The sequence below is a fragment of the Acinetobacter sp. GG2 genome (assembly GCF_000292385.1).
GTDB classification, from domain to species: domain Bacteria; phylum Pseudomonadota; class Gammaproteobacteria; order Pseudomonadales; family Moraxellaceae; genus Acinetobacter; species Acinetobacter seifertii.
This window is the reverse complement of record NZ_ALOW01000039.1, coordinates 99,404-115,722: the sequence shown is the minus strand read 5'-3', so window position 1 is coordinate 115,722 and position 16,319 is coordinate 99,404. Positions and strand designations below refer to the sequence as shown.

Genomic DNA, 16,319 nt, shown 5'->3' with positions numbered 1-16,319 from the left:
AGAATGAAAATAACAAGTTCCAAAATAGAACTTAAATTCTAAACAGTCAATAACTCAAAATTTAAAAAATGATTTCAGATTATCAATGTAAATTTTAAATCGATATGATTGAAGTTCTAATTTGTCGAAAAAATCTCTTTAAATGCTTTAATTTGTTTGTATTGTTGAAGTTCATCTAAAGAATTAATGCTATGGAAAAATAAGTTTTGCTTTTGAAAAATGGCTACTTGTGCGTGTAAAAGTTTGAAGCAATTTTTTAAACTCAATTGTTGCTTGCCAATTTGCTGCTCTAAAACCTCTAGACTTTCACGTTTTAACAAACAAAATGGGTATAAGGCATCTCCGTTAATTGAAAAGTAAGCTGCCTGGGCCTGTTTATTTTTGCGAAGTGCGCTGTGTAATTTCGCAACGACTTGCGTAGGTATGTAGGTCACATCACAAGGGATAAACAAAACATAATCTGCTTTTACATGTGACCATGCACTTTTCATCCCCATAAGTGGACCGAAAAAACCTGCTGCATCGTCTTGATAACATTGAATGTCAGGCACAATACTTTGATAAATTGAATAATCACGATGACTATTGACCCAAATTTCAGACACGGATGATCTTAATTTCTGATGAATTTTAATGAGTTGGGGTTCACCATCAAATTGTTGCAACAACTTATTTAAACCATTCATACGGCGGGCTTGTCCACCTGCCAGAATGACCAGATCAGTTACGGGATATCCCTTATTCACACTTCCTCCTCTTGTTGGCAAGCTTTAATTAAGCCACGGATTTCAGGTAAACATGAACCACAGTTTCCACCTGCTTTTAAACATGCAGTGACCTGTTTTTCATGGGTAATGTTTTGTGTTTTTATTGCTTCGATAATTTTATTCTTACCTACTTTAAAACAACTACACACCAAAGGCCCATCATTATTGGTAGCCGACATTGGCATACCTGCTAGTAAAGCTTTACGGTGCAAGGCGCTCAAACGTTCTCGTTTAAACAGACTTGCTACCCAGTCACGGTCTGGCAATAAATCTGGCGGTGCAATATATAGACTTGCAATTACAATGCCATCTTTCAAAATAACGCTATGGCTCAGCTGTGAAGAAATATCTTCTATGCTTAACCATTCAAAGGTTTCATCAGCAAATGGCAAAAAGCTTTTCAGATTCTTTTGAGTATCATGAAAAGTTTGGCGGTCTGCAAGTTCATAACGATTAGTTTTGACCATTTTGACTTTGGTCCACCATGCACACTGATGTAGCGATTCTTGAATATGCGAATCGTATCCTTCACGAATATAGAGCACGCCTTGCCAAGTGGTATAGAACGGCTGAATGGTTACAGGCGTATGTTTGAACTCGGGCTCACCTGAAATTGCATCAACTTCCGGATTCACGACTTTACCAATACGGGCGTCGGATGCGACCTGTTCAGTCCAGTGAATCGGTGCAAAAATTTGCCCACGACGAACACCCGATGAGAATGTCACACGTAGTACACAACTGCCCCATTTCGAACGAACTTCTACCAAACCTTGTTCACGTACACCAAACTTCAATGCATCACTTGGATGAATCTCACAGAATGGTTCAGCACGATGACTGGTTAAATTTGGCGACAAACCAGTACGGGTCATGGTATGCCATTGATCACGAATACGTCCCGTATTCAAAATAAGCGGATAATCTTCTGAAATTGCATGTACCGGATTAATTGCAACAGTCGGAATCAATTTTGCCTTGGTGTTTTTGTGACTAAACTGGCCCTTGCCAAACAGTTGTTGAACGGCTTTAGCGTCTTGTTTTTTATCCCATACTGGCCATTGCACTGGTTGTAGAGCGTCGTACTCAGCAGTACTTAGGTTCATTAAACCTTTTAAGTTGAAATAACGGAACGTAGCAGTTTGCTCACGTGCTTCAATGTCCGCATTATCTTGTGCTGACAAAGCCGCATGTTCATTAAAAATATCAACAGCGCTATTAAAATCAAAACCTTTAAAGCCTAATTTTTTCGCAACTTGACTCACTGACCACCAATCCGCTTTTGCTTCACCCGGCGCAGGTAAGAAAGTACGTTGACGTGAAATACGGCGCTCAGAGTTGGTCACAGTTCCATCTTTTTCGCCCCAACCTAAAGCTGGAAGTAACACATCAGCGTAAGCCGTAGTATCCGTATCTGCGCAGATATCTGACACGACGACCAATTCGCACTTTTCTAATGCACGTTTAACTTGATCGGCATCTGGCAAACTCACGACTGGATTGGTCGCCATAATCCAGATGGCTTTAATTTTTCCAGCTTCAACGGCACGGAACAAATCAACTGCTTTTAAGCCAGCTTGAGTTGCAATAAATGGACTGTTCCAAAAGGTTTGCACTACTTTTTGATGTAGTGGATTATCTAAGTCCATGTGCGCAGCCAACATATTGGCTAAGCCACCCACTTCTCGACCACCCATCGCATTGGGTTGGCCTGTCATTGAAAATGGCGCAGCACCAAGCTTACCAATTTTTCCAGTCAGTAAGTGGCAGTTAATAATGCTATTGGCTTTATTGACTCCCTGACTTGATTGATTCACACCCATTGAAAATAAGGTGATTACTTTTTCAGTCTGTGCAAATTTTTCAAAAAACTGCTGTAATTTATCGAGTGCAATTCCTGTACGCTTTGCTACATATTCAATATCAGTTTCTGGCTCGCTGCTTGCCAAAACTTCTTGTAAACCTTCAGTGTAGGTCTCTACAAAGGCCTGATCGGCATGACCATTTTGATATAGATATTGGAATAGACCGTTGAACAATGCGACATCTTGGCCCGGTAAAATCGGCAAATGCAAGTCCGCTTGTTCACAGGTACTGGTAAACCGTGGGTCAATCACGACCACGAACATATCTGGATTTTGGCTTTTAGCCTGCATGATCCGTTGATACAGTACAGGATGGCACCATGCAGTATTAGAACCAACCAATACCACCATGTCTGCATGTTCAAAATCTTCATAACTTGCAGGGACAATATCTTCACCGAAACTACGTTTGTGACCTGCCACCGCAGATGACATACAAAGCCGTGAGTTAGTATCGATATTTGCAGTGCCCAAATAGCCTTTTACAAACTTGTTCACCACATAATAGTCTTCAGTCAAAAGCTGACCTGAAACATAAAATGCAATGCTGTCACGACCATATTTGTCGATACAAGATTGGAATTTATCAGCAATTTTATTGATTGCCGCATCCCATGTCGTTACCACCCGATCAGCTTTGCGCCCCATCATTGGTTGTAAAACACGTGTTTCTAACCCCAAAGTATCTGCAAGACGGCTACCTTTAATACATAAGCGTCCAAAGTTGGAAGGATGCTCAGCATCCCCCTCAACTTGCACCAGAGGTCCTTGAGGTTTTTGCTGGACATTTACGCTAACACCGCAACCTACACCACAATATGGACATGTTGTTTTGGTTATAGTTGTTGCAACATGGTCGGAGCTATCGATTTCAACGCTTGGAATACTATTCATAACTGCTCCTTTCCCTATTTAGCCTGCATTTTTTAATGCAAAATCTCGACCAAATAGCAGTTTATTTCTAAATGATGAGACTGGGGTTTGGTCTGCAATTAACTCTGCATACCACATGCCATCTTCAGTATCACCGAACAGTACTGCACCGATTACTCGATCACTTTGGATAATAATACGTTTATAAATCTGGCGTTTTTCATCGTTTAAAATAATGTCTTCATAATCATCTTTAGGCTCAAAATTGCCTGCCGAGAATACATCGACACCACTGACTTTTAACTGAGTCGGCACAGTGGGTGCTTTAAAAGTTAAGCTGCCATGCTCTGCTAAATGGGTCGCGCAAATAAAAGCTTGCCCCCACAGTGGTTCAACCAAACCAAAAGTTTGACCACGGTGCTCAATACACTCACCCACAGCATAAATACTTGGGTCAAATGTTTGCATGGTGTCATTCACCAATACACCACGGTTACAACGTAATCCTGCACTTTGCGCCAAGGCAATATTCGGACGGATACCTACAGCAAACACCACAAGGTCAGCATCTAACACTGTGCCATCTTTCAAACGGATTTGTTTGACATGACCGTTTTCATCACCGATTAACGCTTCGGTATTGGCTTCGGTAATAATATTAATATCTTTTTGTTCAATACTATGGCGCAGTAACTGGCTCGCACGGCTGTCAAGTTGACGTTCCATAATACGGTCCATCAAATGCAGGACTGTGACATTCATACCACGTTGCTTTAATCCATAGGCAGCTTCTAAACCGAGTAAACCACCACCAATCACTACGGCGTTGTTTTTTGAACCACAGTATTCAATCATGGTGTTGACGTCATAAATATCACGGAAAGTTAACACGCCTTTTAAATCGACACCTTGAACTGGTGGAATAAATGGTGCCGAGCCTGTTGCCAGAATCAAACGATCATAATCAACTGTCTGGCCTTTTTCGGTGTAAACCACTTTACGCGGACGATCAATTTTTACGGCTTTATCACCAGCAATAAATTTAATGCCTTTATCGTCGTACCACTTTGGTGGGTGTAGCATAATGTTTTCAATGGTTTTTTCACCCGATAAAACCGGAGACAACATAATACGGTTATAGTTACCCCATGGTTCTTCACCAATCACCGTAACTTCATAACGGTCTGGTGCCATATCCAGTAAATCTTCCAGACAACGCATCCCTGCCAAACCATTTCCGATCAGCACCAGTTTAAGTTTGTCTTGTGATACACCTGTATTGGTAATATAAGTTTTTTGCGGCACTGCATTGACCCAAACACGCCCATCAACAATTTTGCTCGGATAAACCGAAAGTTTTTGGTCTTTATCTTCCAAACAACGGCCCGTTGCTAAACTAAAATGTTGTTTATAGATTGGCGATGCAACGACTCGTTCGCCTTGTAAATCACCAATAATCCCGCGGCTCATCACATTCGCTTGGCTAAACGGATCTTTATTGCTCAGTACATAAACACGTTTTTCATGCCCCACACGGAAGATTGCAACCGCTTGACCGCCCACTAGCGCACCCGCGCCAGTATTTGGGGTTAAATCATCGAGTGCACACACATCAATCCACTGATCATCAGGAAGCACATTTTTGTCTTGTACAATATTCATATAAGTTTTCCTTTATGCTTCAACCATTGGAATGCGGTCTTCTGAACGTTCAGCTTCGGTTAATGGACGGATTTGACCACGTTCAGTTGTAAATTGAATGTGTGGATCGGCCTGTTCATTTGCATCTGCATTGATATACGTTTGGAAACGCTTACGAACTTCAGGATTTTCCACCGCAGTACGCCATTCGTCTTGATATGTGCTAATAATGTGTTCCATACGGCGTTCAAGTTCGGCAGCCAAACCAAGTGAATCATCCACAACTACAGATTTAAGGTAATCTAAGCCACCTTCCATGTTGTCGCGCCATACACTCGTACGTTGTAAACGGTCTGCTGTTTGGATGTAGAACATATAGAAACGGTCGATGTAACGTATGAGCGTTGCTTTATCAAGGTCAGATGCAAGTAACTCTGCATGACGTGGTTTCATACCACCGTTACCACACACATAAAGGTTCCAACCTTTTTCGGTCGCGATAATACCAACGTCTTTACCTTGCGCTTCCGCACACTCACGAGTACAGCCAGACACAGCCATTTTCAATTTATGTGGTGAACGCAAACCTTTATAGCGGTTTTCAAGTTCAATCGCTAAACCAACTGAGTTGTCTACTCCGTAACGACACCAAGTACTACCTACACAAGATTTCACTGTACGTAACGACTTACCATAGGCATGACCAGACTCGAAACCAGCAGCATTTAACTCTTCCCAAATGAATGGAAGCTCGTGAACTTGGGCACCAAACATGTCAACGCGTTGACCGCCAGTAATTTTGGTGTACAGGTTATATTTCTTCGCAATTTGACCAATCGCGATTAAACCATCTGGTGTCACTTCACCACCAGCCATGCGCGGTACAACCGAGTAAGAACCGTCTTTTTGGATATTACCCAAATAGTAGTCATTACTGTCTTGTAAGCCTGCGTGGCTTGGCTCAAGGACGAAATCGTTCCAGCAAGATGCCAAAATATTTGCGGCAGCAGGTTTACAGATATCGCACCCTAAACCATGACCATGTTGATGAATCAAATCATCGAATGTCTTAATTTCATTAACACGAACCAAGTGATACAACTCTTGACGCGAGTACGGGAAGTGTTCGCAAATGTGGTTATTTACAGTCACACCTTGACGTTGTAACTCTGACTTCAACACTTGCGTCACTAGTGGTGCACAACCACCACATGCGGTTGCTGCTTTGGTGCATTTCTTTAATGCACCTAAAGAGGTCGAACCATCGCTAATTGCTTGGCAGATGTCCGCTTTTGATACGTTATTACACGAACAAATGGTCGCGCTGTCTGGCAGTAAATCGACTCCGCTACCACCAGATTTTCCTGCTAATTGTTCAAAGCCCGGCATGATCAAGCTTTCCGGCACTTCAGGCAAAGCCAGACCGTTTAACATCATTTGTAAAAGGTCGTTGTATTCTTTGGCATCACCCACTAAAACCGCGCCAAGCAATTTGGTTTTATCAGCATTTACAACAATCTTTTTATAAACCAGTGCATGTTCATCTGCATAGAAATAGCTTAATGCACCCGGAGTCATGGCATGCGCATCACCAACAGAGGCTACATCCACACCCATTAATTTCAACTTGGTGCTCATGTCTGCGCCAGCAAAGCAGTTACACTCTTCATCAGAAATGTGTTTTGCTGCAATACGCGCCATGTCATAGCCCGGTGCAACCAAGCCATAAATTTTATTTTGCCAAAGCGCACATTCACCAATGGCATAAATGTTTTGATCTGAAGTTTGGCAGTAATCATTAATCACAATACCGCCACGCTCACCAATCGCGAGACCACTGTTGCGTGCAAGTTCATCACGTGGACGAATCCCAGCAGAGAATAAAATGACATCTGCTTCAAGCTCGCTACCATCTGCAAATTTCATTACATGCGTTGTGCTGTCACCGCATTCAATAGATTGCGTCGCTTTTTGTGTATGAACTTTTACACCAAGATCTTCGATTTTACGGCGTAAAACCTTGCCCCCTAAGTCATCAATTTGAACTGCCATCAAACGTGGTGCAAACTCAACAACGTGTGTTTCTAAATCTAAATCACGTAATGCTTTGGCTGCCTCAAGTCCAAGTAAACCACCACCAATCACCACACCTGTTTTAGCGTTTAAACTTGCTGCACGAATCGCATCTAAGTCTTCAATGGTACGGTAAACAAAACAGTTTTCACGGTCATTACCCGGAATTGGTGGAACAAATGCATAAGAACCAGTAGCCAACACCAATTTGTCATAGCTGATGACATCGCCATGATTGGTTGTGACTGTTTGCTCAGTTGTATCAATTGCAGTTGCTTTGGTATTAAGTCGTAAGTCAATGCCATGAGCATCGGCAAAGTCAAAACGTGCTAAAGATAAATCTTTTGCCGATTTCCCAGAGAAATATTCTGTCAAATGCACGCGGTCATAGGCGATACGAGGCTCTTCCGCGAGAATCGTGATTTCTAGTTCATCATCTGCTTTTTCTAAAATGGCTTCGATGAATTTGTGGCCCACCATACCATGACCAATCATTACCAATTTCATAGTGCTTCTCCTCAAATCACGTTGCTTTTAAGCTGCGTTATTCCATTCTCAAATAGACATTGTTCTTTTGCTTTGTGCTCTATCGAGAAACGAATCAAGCTCACATGGCATGTAACTGCTTGAAACCAATTTTTTTCACTCGTTAATGACACCCAATGCACAGCAAAATCAAAAAAAGAAATAAAAAAAGCGAGCCCCCTCTTAGAGAAGGCTCGCATCGCTGGAACTGAAAATTTAAATAATTCAGATGTAACTTTTTTATGCAATAAAAATAAAGACATGACCTTCACTCCGACTGAACGTAACTTTTTTGTATGTGCGGTTGCACTCACAAACTCGATCAGAACGGACATCGTTGGCCGTCTTTAAAACTTATGGTCGTCTTCGACCTGTAATTAACTAAGCATTTTGCATGCCAATATTTAAAAAAATTTAATCCAACAATACTTTTATATTTAATTTAATATAGATATAAGTTTTTAATAGGTAAATAAAGAATCAAACCTTATTTTGCTTGCTCTATCACTGCACACTCATATGGTTTAAACAAAAATATGCTTTGCCACAAAATGAACCGTATTTTTGCACCAAGATCGAACACACCAACTCTTTAGCATCCAAAATTGCCACTAAATCCTGATTTTTGAGTAGTTTTGGATGGCATTAATCTTGCTTAAAGCTTAATAACAAAAAACGCGTCGAATTGGCGCATTTTCTTAGCCTGATTTTCTGAACTTATGCCAAAACTCAAAATAGCTCTTATTGATGATGATCATGCGCGAGCCGACTATATAAAAAACAGTCTGCTTGAAAATGACTTTGAAGTGGTGGTCAGCCTTACTTTGGACCACTTAAATATTTTTCGTCTTGAAGATTTACAAGCCGATGTCATCTTGCTCGATATGGATCATCCTCACCGCGACATTATTGAAAGTTGTGTTAGTAGCTATGACCTACCAACTGTCCTGTTCACTAAAAATTCAGATAAAGAAACCATCAAACAAGCTATAGATGCAGGCGTAACTGCTTATATTGTAGATGGCATAGACCCTGCCCGCTTACATACCATTTTAGAAATCTCGATCGAGCAATATAAAAAGCACAAAAAACTCGAAGGTGACTTAAAAGAAGCTCAAACCAAACTTGCTGACCGTAAGGATGTTGAGAAAGCTAAAGTTCTACTCATGCAGCTGCATGGCTTACCTGAAGAAACTGCATTTCAGCTTCTGAGAAAAAATGCCATGAGCCACCGGATTACGATTGGAGAAATGGCACGCCGTTTACTTGACGCTCAAAAACTACTAAATGATCAACTAAAGGACGAATAAATGAGCACATTAGAAAAGACTCAATTGCAACTCGGCTATATTCCTTTACTTGATTGCATCGCTTTACTATGGGCAAAACAGCAAGGTTTTTTCGAAGAAGTTGGTTTAGATGTTACCCTAGTCAAAGAAGCATCATGGGCAAGTCTTCGAGACCGTTTAGCTTTTGGGCTATTAGATGCTGCACATTGTTTATCTGCCATGCTACCTGCAGCAGCCGTGGGTGCAGACCAAATTGGTATTGCACTGCAAACCCCTCTTATTTTAAGTAAAAACCGTGCCTTTATTAGCTTAAGCCAAAAATTAACTCATCAACTGGCTATTCAAGAAAACGATAATGCACAAGCTACAGCCCAAAAAGTGACGAACTATATTGAAGCAGATCATTCTTTGTCCTTAGCCCACGTATTTAAACATTCAATTCATCATTATTGTTTAAGAGAATGGCTTGCTTTGGCAGATTCAAAAATAGCTCAAACACTTAAGCTCAAAGCCCTTCCACCACCGTATATGGTCGAAGCTTTAGATAATCATGTCATTGATGGTTTTTGTGTAGGAGAACCGTGGAATACACAGAGCGAACTTTTAGGCTTAAGTAAAATCGTATGTTCAAGTCAAGACATTATTCCCAATGTGGCAGATAAAGTTCTTGCATTAACTCAAGAATGGGCTGAACAACATCCTCAAACTTTAATTGCACTGACCACAGCAATTATAAAAGCTCAAAAGGAATTGAGTAATTTGAAAGACTTTTCACCTGTCTTAAAGTTGTTGGTCGATTTTGGAATTGTCCGCTTTCACTGTTCTGAAGAAGTACATGTAGATAAATACTATATGATTCAAAATATTGTAAAAAACTTAGTTAAAGAAAATGCTGCCCCACAACCTGAAGATTTCCATTGGCTATTTAAACAAATGCAAAAATGGGAAAAACTTCATTTATCTTCTGCTCAAATCATAGAACTGAGTGATCAATGCATTAATCTCGATTGCTACAATCAAGCTAAGCTAAGAAATACTTAAATCATCATAAAAAAAGCTGTCTTTTTTAACAAAGACAGCTTGAAAGACCCATAAGACAAAATGCGAAACACGCATTACTATATTTTTTAGGCTCAACTGATCCATTGAAAATATAGCGCTTATGGAAATGATCATATCTATCTAAACATATCATTTTCAGACATTTTCATATCAATAACTGACAATTCATTACTTTTACATCCTTTTCATAATTTCGACGAACAACCAAAACTCCCCTAGATATCTGTGCATAATTTTGTTAACTTGATTATGTTACAAATTCAAAATATGAATTTTGAGTTGATGAATTTGGGGGATGAAATAATGAGAGAAATCTCACACCGCGAAGTTTATGCACTGGTTGATATCAATAATTGCTATGTCAGCTGTGAACGACTTTTCAACCCTAAACTCATTGATAAACCTGTAGTTGTTTTATCTAACAACGATGGTTGTGTTGTATCACGTAGTGAAGAAGCAAAACTCTTAGGTATTAAGATGGGAGTACCATGGTTTCAAATTGAGAAAGATGCCGTGCAAGCTGGTGTTCAAGTCTATTCAAGCAATTACACTTTATATGCCGAGATGTCTCGTCGTTTTTTTGCTGTTCTCGGTGAATTTTTCTCTCCAGATGATATAGAAGCTTACTCTATAGATGAGTGCTTTATTCATCTCACTCCTTACCTTCAATCTATTGATATATCTAACTACTGCTTTAAGGTGAGAGAAACTCTCCTCCAATGGTTAGGTCTACCTTGTTGTATTGGAATTGGATATTCAAAAACACAAGCAAAACTTGCCAATCATTTTGCTAAGAAAATTAAAAGTTTTAAGGGAATCTGTAATTTCATTACCTTAGATCCATTAATTATGGAAGACCTCATGCAACAGACATCGGTCAAAGAAGTATGGGGAATTGGTTATCAACTAGTCAAACAACTACAAAGTTATGAAGTATATTCATGCCTAGACTTAACTTTTGCCAATGAACACCATATGGCAAAGGCATTTTCTGTGGTCATGGCACGCACTATTCGTGAGCTAAAAGGCCAATCATGTATTGAACTTGACGATCCTAGTATTCCAACTAAACGGATTTTAGCGTCACGAAGTTTTGCTCAAGCTTTATCCAGCATCGAGATTATTAAACAAGCACTTATTTTTCATCTTAATCGAGCGCATCGCCGCTTAATGAAACAAGAACAACTTTGTGCCTGCATTCAAGTCATGCTTTATGAGAAAACCGATAAGCCACCTTATAAAAAAGCCACTTCTCAGGCCATTGGTCTTCACTATGCAACAGATGACTTATGCATAATCACAAAAGCAGCAATGCATCAAATTGATGTTTTATATAAAGAAAATAAAAGTTATATAAAAATTGGAGTATTATTTTGTGGTCTACACGCGCGTCAACAACACATTGATGATTTATGGCAGCCTCTGGAACTTATTCATCAAAGACAACAATTAATGGAAACTTTAGGTACAGTTCGTAAGCGTTTTGGTAGTCATTATTTACAAGTGGGATATCACTCGCGCAATCCATCTTGGCAAATGAAACAATGCCATCGCTCAAAAAACTACCTAACTCGCTGGAATGAAATGTTAACAATTGAAGATGCCCATACCGTCGTTACACAAAATACATGAACTGTTTTTGTCAATTCGGTTTAAAATGAGCCTTGTTAAATTACTTGAAATTTTGTCATTTTTTAACATTGCTAATTCGTCGCAAAATTTACAATATATAAGCCGAATTTGGTGTACCCTTTCTGCGACAATTAAAAGAAATTATAAAAAACTTGTAGAAACATATGCCATAATAAGCAAACTTTGCAGACATCTTGCAAAGACTATTTGCAACTTTAGAGCAGGAGCAATCTGAATGAGTTCGACCATTTTGGTAATTCATGGACCGAATTTGAATTTGCTGGGAAAACGCGAACCAGAAGTATATGGTCATCTTACCCTAGACAATATCAACCAACAACTTATTGCTCAAGCTAAACAAGCCTCTATTACACTCGATACTTTTCAAAGCAATTGGGAAGGTGCCATTGTTGATCGCATTCATCAGGCACAAGCAGAAGGCGTAAAACTTATTATTATTAACCCTGCTGCCCTTACCCATACCTCAGTTGCTTTACGTGATGCTCTACTTGGCGTTGCCATTCCATTTATTGAAGTACATTTGTCAAATGTTCACGCACGTGAAGCGTTTAGACACCACTCTTATTTATCAGACAAAGCAATTGGCGTGATTTGTGGTCTAGGTGCAAAAGGTTATAGCTTTGCACTCGATTACGCCATTGAAAAAATTCAACCATCTAACCCAAACTAGTTCAGGAATAGTCGCCCATGGATATCCGCAAAATTAAAAAACTCATCGATTTAATGATTGAGTCTGACTTGCAAGCGATTGAAGTTAAAGAAGGTGATCAATCAATCGCTTTAACTCGTCGTAATCCTGTCGTTGCTGCGGCTGGTGTAGCACTTCCAGCAGCTCCTGTTGCTGAAGCACCTGTTGCAAAAACCCCACGTGGAGCAGTTGAAACTTCTCCAATGGTTGGTGTGTTCTATGCTGCTCCAAGCCCAGGTGAAGCACCATTTGTTAAAGTAGGTCAAACTGTATCTGCTGGTGAGACTTTGGGTATTATCGAAGCAATGAAAATCATGAACCCGATTGAAGCAACTCAAAGCGGCGTGATTGAAGAAATTTTAGTGAAAAATGGTGATGTGATCCAATTCGGTCAACCTTTATTCCGTTATCGCGCGTAATACCCCGGGGACAACTATGTTGCAAAAAGTTTTAATTGCAAACCGTGGTGAAATCGCTTTACGAATTACCCGGGCTTGCAAAACATTAGGAATCAAAACTGTCGGTATCTATTCAGATGCTGATAAAGATTTGATGCATTTACGTTTCGTTGATGAAGCAGTATGTATTGGTCCGGGTGCAAGTAGTGACAGCTATTTAAACATCCCAGCAATTATTACTGCTGCAGAAATTACTGGTGCTGATGCAATTCACCCAGGCTATGGCTTTCTTTCAGAAAATGCAGAGTTTGCTGAAATTGTAGAAAGCTCGGGTTTCACATTTATTGGCCCTCGCCCAGAACATATTCGTTTAATGGGTAACAAGGTTTCTGCAATTGTTGCAATGAAAAAAGCTGGTGTACCTACAGTACCTGGTTGTGACCATGCTGTAACCATCCACAACGCTTTAGCAGAAGCTAAAGAAATCGGTTTCCCGCTCATTGTTAAAGCGGCAGCTGGTGGTGGTGGTCGTGGTATGCGTATTGTTGAACGCGTAGACACATTACTTGAGTCAGTTCAAGCGGCTCAACGTGATGCAGAAATGTGGTTCGGTGATGACACCGTATACATGGAACGCTTCTTACAAAAACCTCGCCATGTCGAAGTTCAAGTTTTAGGTGATGGTAACGGTCATGCAATCCATTTATATGATCGCGACTGTTCATTACAACGTCGTCATCAAAAAGTTTTAGAAGAAGCTCCTGCTCCAAATCTACCAGAAAAAGCACGTGCTGATATTTTAGAAGCTTGTGTTAACGCATGTCAGTTAATGCAATATCGTGGTGCTGGTACATTTGAGTTCTTGTTCGAAGATGGTGAATTCTTCTTTATCGAAATGAACACTCGTGTTCAGGTTGAGCACCCTGTAACTGAAATGGTTACTGGTGTTGATATCATTGAGCAACAATTACGTATTGCAGCTGGTTTGGGTCTAGAGCTTCAACAAAAAGATATTGAAGTTCGTGGTCATGCTATTGAATGTCGTATTAATGCAGAAGATCCAACAACTTTCTTACCTTCACCAGGTAAAATTGAGAGCTTCTATGCGCCAGGCGGTGCAGGTATTCGTTTAGATTCTCATATCTATCCTGGATATAGTATTCCTCCATACTACGACTCAATGATTGCAAAATTAATTTCTCATGGTAAAGATCGCGAAACTTCGCTTGCTCGTATGCGTCAAGCGTTAGACGAAATGATTCTTACTGGAATTAAAACCAACATTCCTTTGCATAAAGATCTTATCTTGCAAGACAAAAGCTTCTGTGAACAGGCAATGGACATCCATTACCTTGAAAAGCACTTGTTGAAGCAACTGGAAGAAAAGAAGAAAGCTGAAACTGCATAACATGCATAATAAAAAAGCCTCTTAAATAAGAGGCTTTTTTATATCTATTCGGATTTATGGCAACATTCGACGTAAAGTTGCAAAACATTGCTCACCTTTAGCAGTTGAGCAGAAATTAATAGTATGGTCATTTTTCCACTGCACAAAATATTGGGAAACATCACCAGTCTGATCTTGCTGCTGACCAGAGCAATCTACTTTATTATTATCAAACTTAATCTGCATAACTAAAGCAGATAACTGCTCTTTAGGGTCATCAGATGGCTGGTATTCATAAATACCATATGACCATTCCTCACCACTTTTGATCACTACATCATTACTACTGCGGAAGTTATAGTACTCTACACATTTCTTATTATTTGGAATCTCCATTCCCCATAATCCCATAATCTCAGGACGCGTAACAATACGTATAGCATTAGGATTACTTGCGGTTCGAACAGGCTGTTCAGCAGGCTTTTGCGTTGCTGTTTCAGCCATAGCAAAACCAGAAAAAGCTAATAATAATCCCATAATATAAATATTTTTCATAGATTTATTAATCATTAAACGCATGAGTTTAAGTTAGCACATTTTTTTAGAAAATCATTGCTTCATAACCATATAAAAACAATATTTTTCAACCGTAACGAATAGATACTTTCCATAAAACAATTTAGCCGCTTAACCACGTAATGTTAACAATGTTAGTGATGTTTCGATTAAGAAGCTGGCTTTTCAATTTGTTTAGGTAACCAAAATACAAAACATAAACCGAATAGCACAACGAGCACAGCAATCATAAAGATATGCTCACCTGTCAGAGTTTTCCAATAATGACCCGCTAAAATACTTCCAAATGCCACTCCCAATCCCCACATGGTACTGTATAAAGCCTGTCCACGACCTTGTTGTCCTATTGAAAAGTTTTGGAAAATAAGCCGCATTGCAATAAGGTGAAATAGACCAAAACTAAAAGCATGTAAACATTGTGCAAATAGCTGACCTATAAAATAATGAGAAAAGATAGCTACTAGCAACCAACGTATGCTGGTTAAAACCAAACATATAGCAACAAGACTACGCCAAGAAAAATATTTGAAGAAAGTAGCCGCACATGCAAACATTACGATTTCAGAGACAACCCCCATTGCCCATAAGAAGCCAATTTCAGTCGTACTGTAATTTAAAGATTTTAGAAAGTTACTATAAAAACTATAAAAAGGCGCATGCGAAAAAAGGAGAATAAATTCGATTGTAAAAAAAGCAGCAACTTCAGGACGCTTTAACACAGGTAATAAAGGCTCTAAATGCTTTTGAGAAGTTGGAGCTCCCTCTGGCTCACGAATAGTGAAAGCCCAAATAAATGCAAGTGAAGCAATAACAAGCAATAAAATAGGCAACATAGAAATTGGAATAATTTCTAAAATGGCACCTATAGTAAATACACCTACAATAAATCCAACTGATCCCCATTTTCGAATCTTCCCATAGAGTTTTGCTCTTTGATCACCTAACCAAAATAAGGTTACCCCCTCAAACTGAGCTAAAATTGCATTTTGGAAAAAACTAAAAATAAGCATGAGTAAAGCGACAGATTGAAAGGTATTAGGAACTATAAAAATAGCCAACCATATACAGGCTTCCATCCAAGTTGCCAGTCGCACCAAAAGCATTCTTTTACCAGATTTATCTGCGATCCAACCCCAAACTAAAGGTGCAAAAAATCGTGTCACAATCGCAATAGATGATAAAATCCCGATTTGCTGATAATTAAACCCTTGATCTTGAAGATATAAATTCCAATACGGCATGAATGTACCAACAATGGAATAATAGAAAAAGTAGAATCCACCAAGTCTGGTTTGGATTGTAAGTGATGGGAGCAAGTGATAAACCTTTGTATTTTCAATAGGTTAAAATTTTAGATGGTTGCATATGTATATCCACATTTACCCTCACTTGTAGTTCAACAGTCTACAAACTTAATCTTAAACATTTTGTAGACTGTGCATTAGTTAGATAAAGTAGATATCAACTTACCGACCGTCGCAATTCTATCATTTACATAAAAAACTCATAGCGTTATTCATAA

At 39.5% G+C, this 16,319-nt stretch carries 14 protein-coding genes; 6 read left to right on the top strand and 8 right to left on the bottom strand.

Going from position 1 to position 16,319, the window contains the following annotated elements; translation table 11 throughout:
- Positions 1–116 precede the first annotated feature (116 nt).
- The 5 genes from B554_RS0115115 to B554_RS0115095 are packed head-to-tail and all read right to left on the bottom strand — an operon-like array spanning position 117 to position 8,007.
- Positions 117–746, bottom strand: a complete 630-nt coding sequence (locus B554_RS0115115; protein WP_019458714.1) for a molybdenum cofactor guanylyltransferase — start codon at positions 744–746, stop codon at positions 117–119.
- A complete protein-coding gene (locus tag B554_RS0115110; RefSeq protein ID WP_019458713.1) occupies positions 743–3,526 on the bottom strand; it encodes a nitrate reductase in 2,784 nt (927 codons plus the stop codon). The genes B554_RS0115115 and B554_RS0115110 overlap by 4 nt, the downstream gene beginning before the upstream one ends.
- An 18-nt stretch (positions 3,527–3,544) precedes the next feature.
- Positions 3,545–5,167 (bottom strand): nitrite reductase small subunit NirD, encoded by a 1,623-nt coding sequence (gene nirD, locus B554_RS0115105; protein ID WP_019458712.1) that lies wholly within the window; start codon positions 5,165–5,167, stop codon positions 3,545–3,547.
- Positions 5,168–5,179: 12 nt separating this feature from the next.
- Positions 5,180–7,726 carry a nitrite reductase large subunit NirB gene (nirB, locus tag B554_RS0115100; protein ID WP_019458711.1) on the bottom strand — a complete coding sequence of 849 codons (2,547 nt, stop codon included), beginning with the start codon at positions 7,724–7,726 and terminating at the stop codon, positions 5,180–5,182.
- Positions 7,727–7,737: 11 nt separating this feature from the next.
- Positions 7,738–8,007: a hypothetical protein gene (locus B554_RS0115095; RefSeq protein ID WP_319795920.1), complete on the bottom strand. Its 270-nt coding sequence runs from the start codon at positions 8,005–8,007 to the stop codon at positions 7,738–7,740.
- A 456-nt stretch (positions 8,008–8,463) separates the two neighbouring features.
- On the opposite strand from B554_RS0115095, the gene B554_RS0115090 reads away from it, so the two are divergent.
- Both B554_RS0115090 and B554_RS0115085 read left to right on the top strand, forming a co-directional pair.
- Positions 8,464–9,054, top strand: coding sequence for an ANTAR domain-containing response regulator (locus tag B554_RS0115090; protein ID WP_019458709.1), 591 nt, complete (start codon positions 8,464–8,466; stop codon positions 9,052–9,054).
- Complete coding sequence (locus B554_RS0115085; RefSeq protein WP_019458708.1) at positions 9,055–10,074, top strand: ABC transporter substrate-binding protein; 1,020 nt, start codon at positions 9,055–9,057, stop codon at positions 10,072–10,074.
- Here B554_RS0115085 and B554_RS18770 read toward each other — a convergent pair.
- A complete protein-coding gene (locus tag B554_RS18770) occupies positions 10,060–10,179 on the bottom strand; it encodes a hypothetical protein (RefSeq protein ID WP_019458707.1) in 120 nt (39 codons plus the stop codon). The two genes, B554_RS0115085 and B554_RS18770, sit on opposite strands and share 15 nt — an antisense overlap.
- 219 nt (positions 10,180–10,398) lie before the next feature.
- Here B554_RS18770 and B554_RS0115075 point away from each other — a divergent pair, with 219 nt between their 5' ends.
- From B554_RS0115075 to accC, 4 genes are all read left to right on the top strand, one after another.
- On the top strand, positions 10,399–11,727 hold the full coding sequence (locus B554_RS0115075; RefSeq protein WP_025465240.1) for a Y-family DNA polymerase: 1,329 nt from the start codon (positions 10,399–10,401) through the stop codon (positions 11,725–11,727).
- Positions 11,728–11,962: 235 nt separating this feature from the next.
- Entirely contained in the window at positions 11,963–12,418 is a 456-nt protein-coding gene (gene aroQ, locus B554_RS0115070; RefSeq protein ID WP_019458705.1) for a type II 3-dehydroquinate dehydratase, read from the top strand.
- A 17-nt stretch (positions 12,419–12,435) separates the two neighbouring features.
- Entirely contained in the window at positions 12,436–12,855 is a 420-nt protein-coding gene (gene accB, locus B554_RS0115065) for an acetyl-CoA carboxylase biotin carboxyl carrier protein (protein WP_004701124.1), read from the top strand.
- Between the two features lie 16 nt (positions 12,856–12,871).
- Positions 12,872–14,242 carry an acetyl-CoA carboxylase biotin carboxylase subunit gene (gene accC / locus B554_RS0115060; RefSeq protein ID WP_004701123.1) on the top strand — a complete coding sequence of 457 codons (1,371 nt, stop codon included), beginning with the start codon at positions 12,872–12,874 and terminating at the stop codon, positions 14,240–14,242.
- 54 nt (positions 14,243–14,296) lie between these two features.
- Here the strand turns inward: accC and B554_RS0115055 are convergent, their stop codons facing one another.
- A complete protein-coding gene (locus tag B554_RS0115055; RefSeq protein ID WP_004701120.1) occupies positions 14,297–14,800 on the bottom strand; it encodes a hypothetical protein in 504 nt (167 codons plus the stop codon).
- A 146-nt stretch (positions 14,801–14,946) separates the two neighbouring features.
- Positions 14,947–16,113, bottom strand: a complete 1,167-nt coding sequence (locus tag B554_RS0115050; RefSeq protein WP_202948400.1) for an MFS transporter — start codon at positions 16,111–16,113, stop codon at positions 14,947–14,949.
- Between the last annotated feature and the right edge of the window lie 206 nt (positions 16,114–16,319).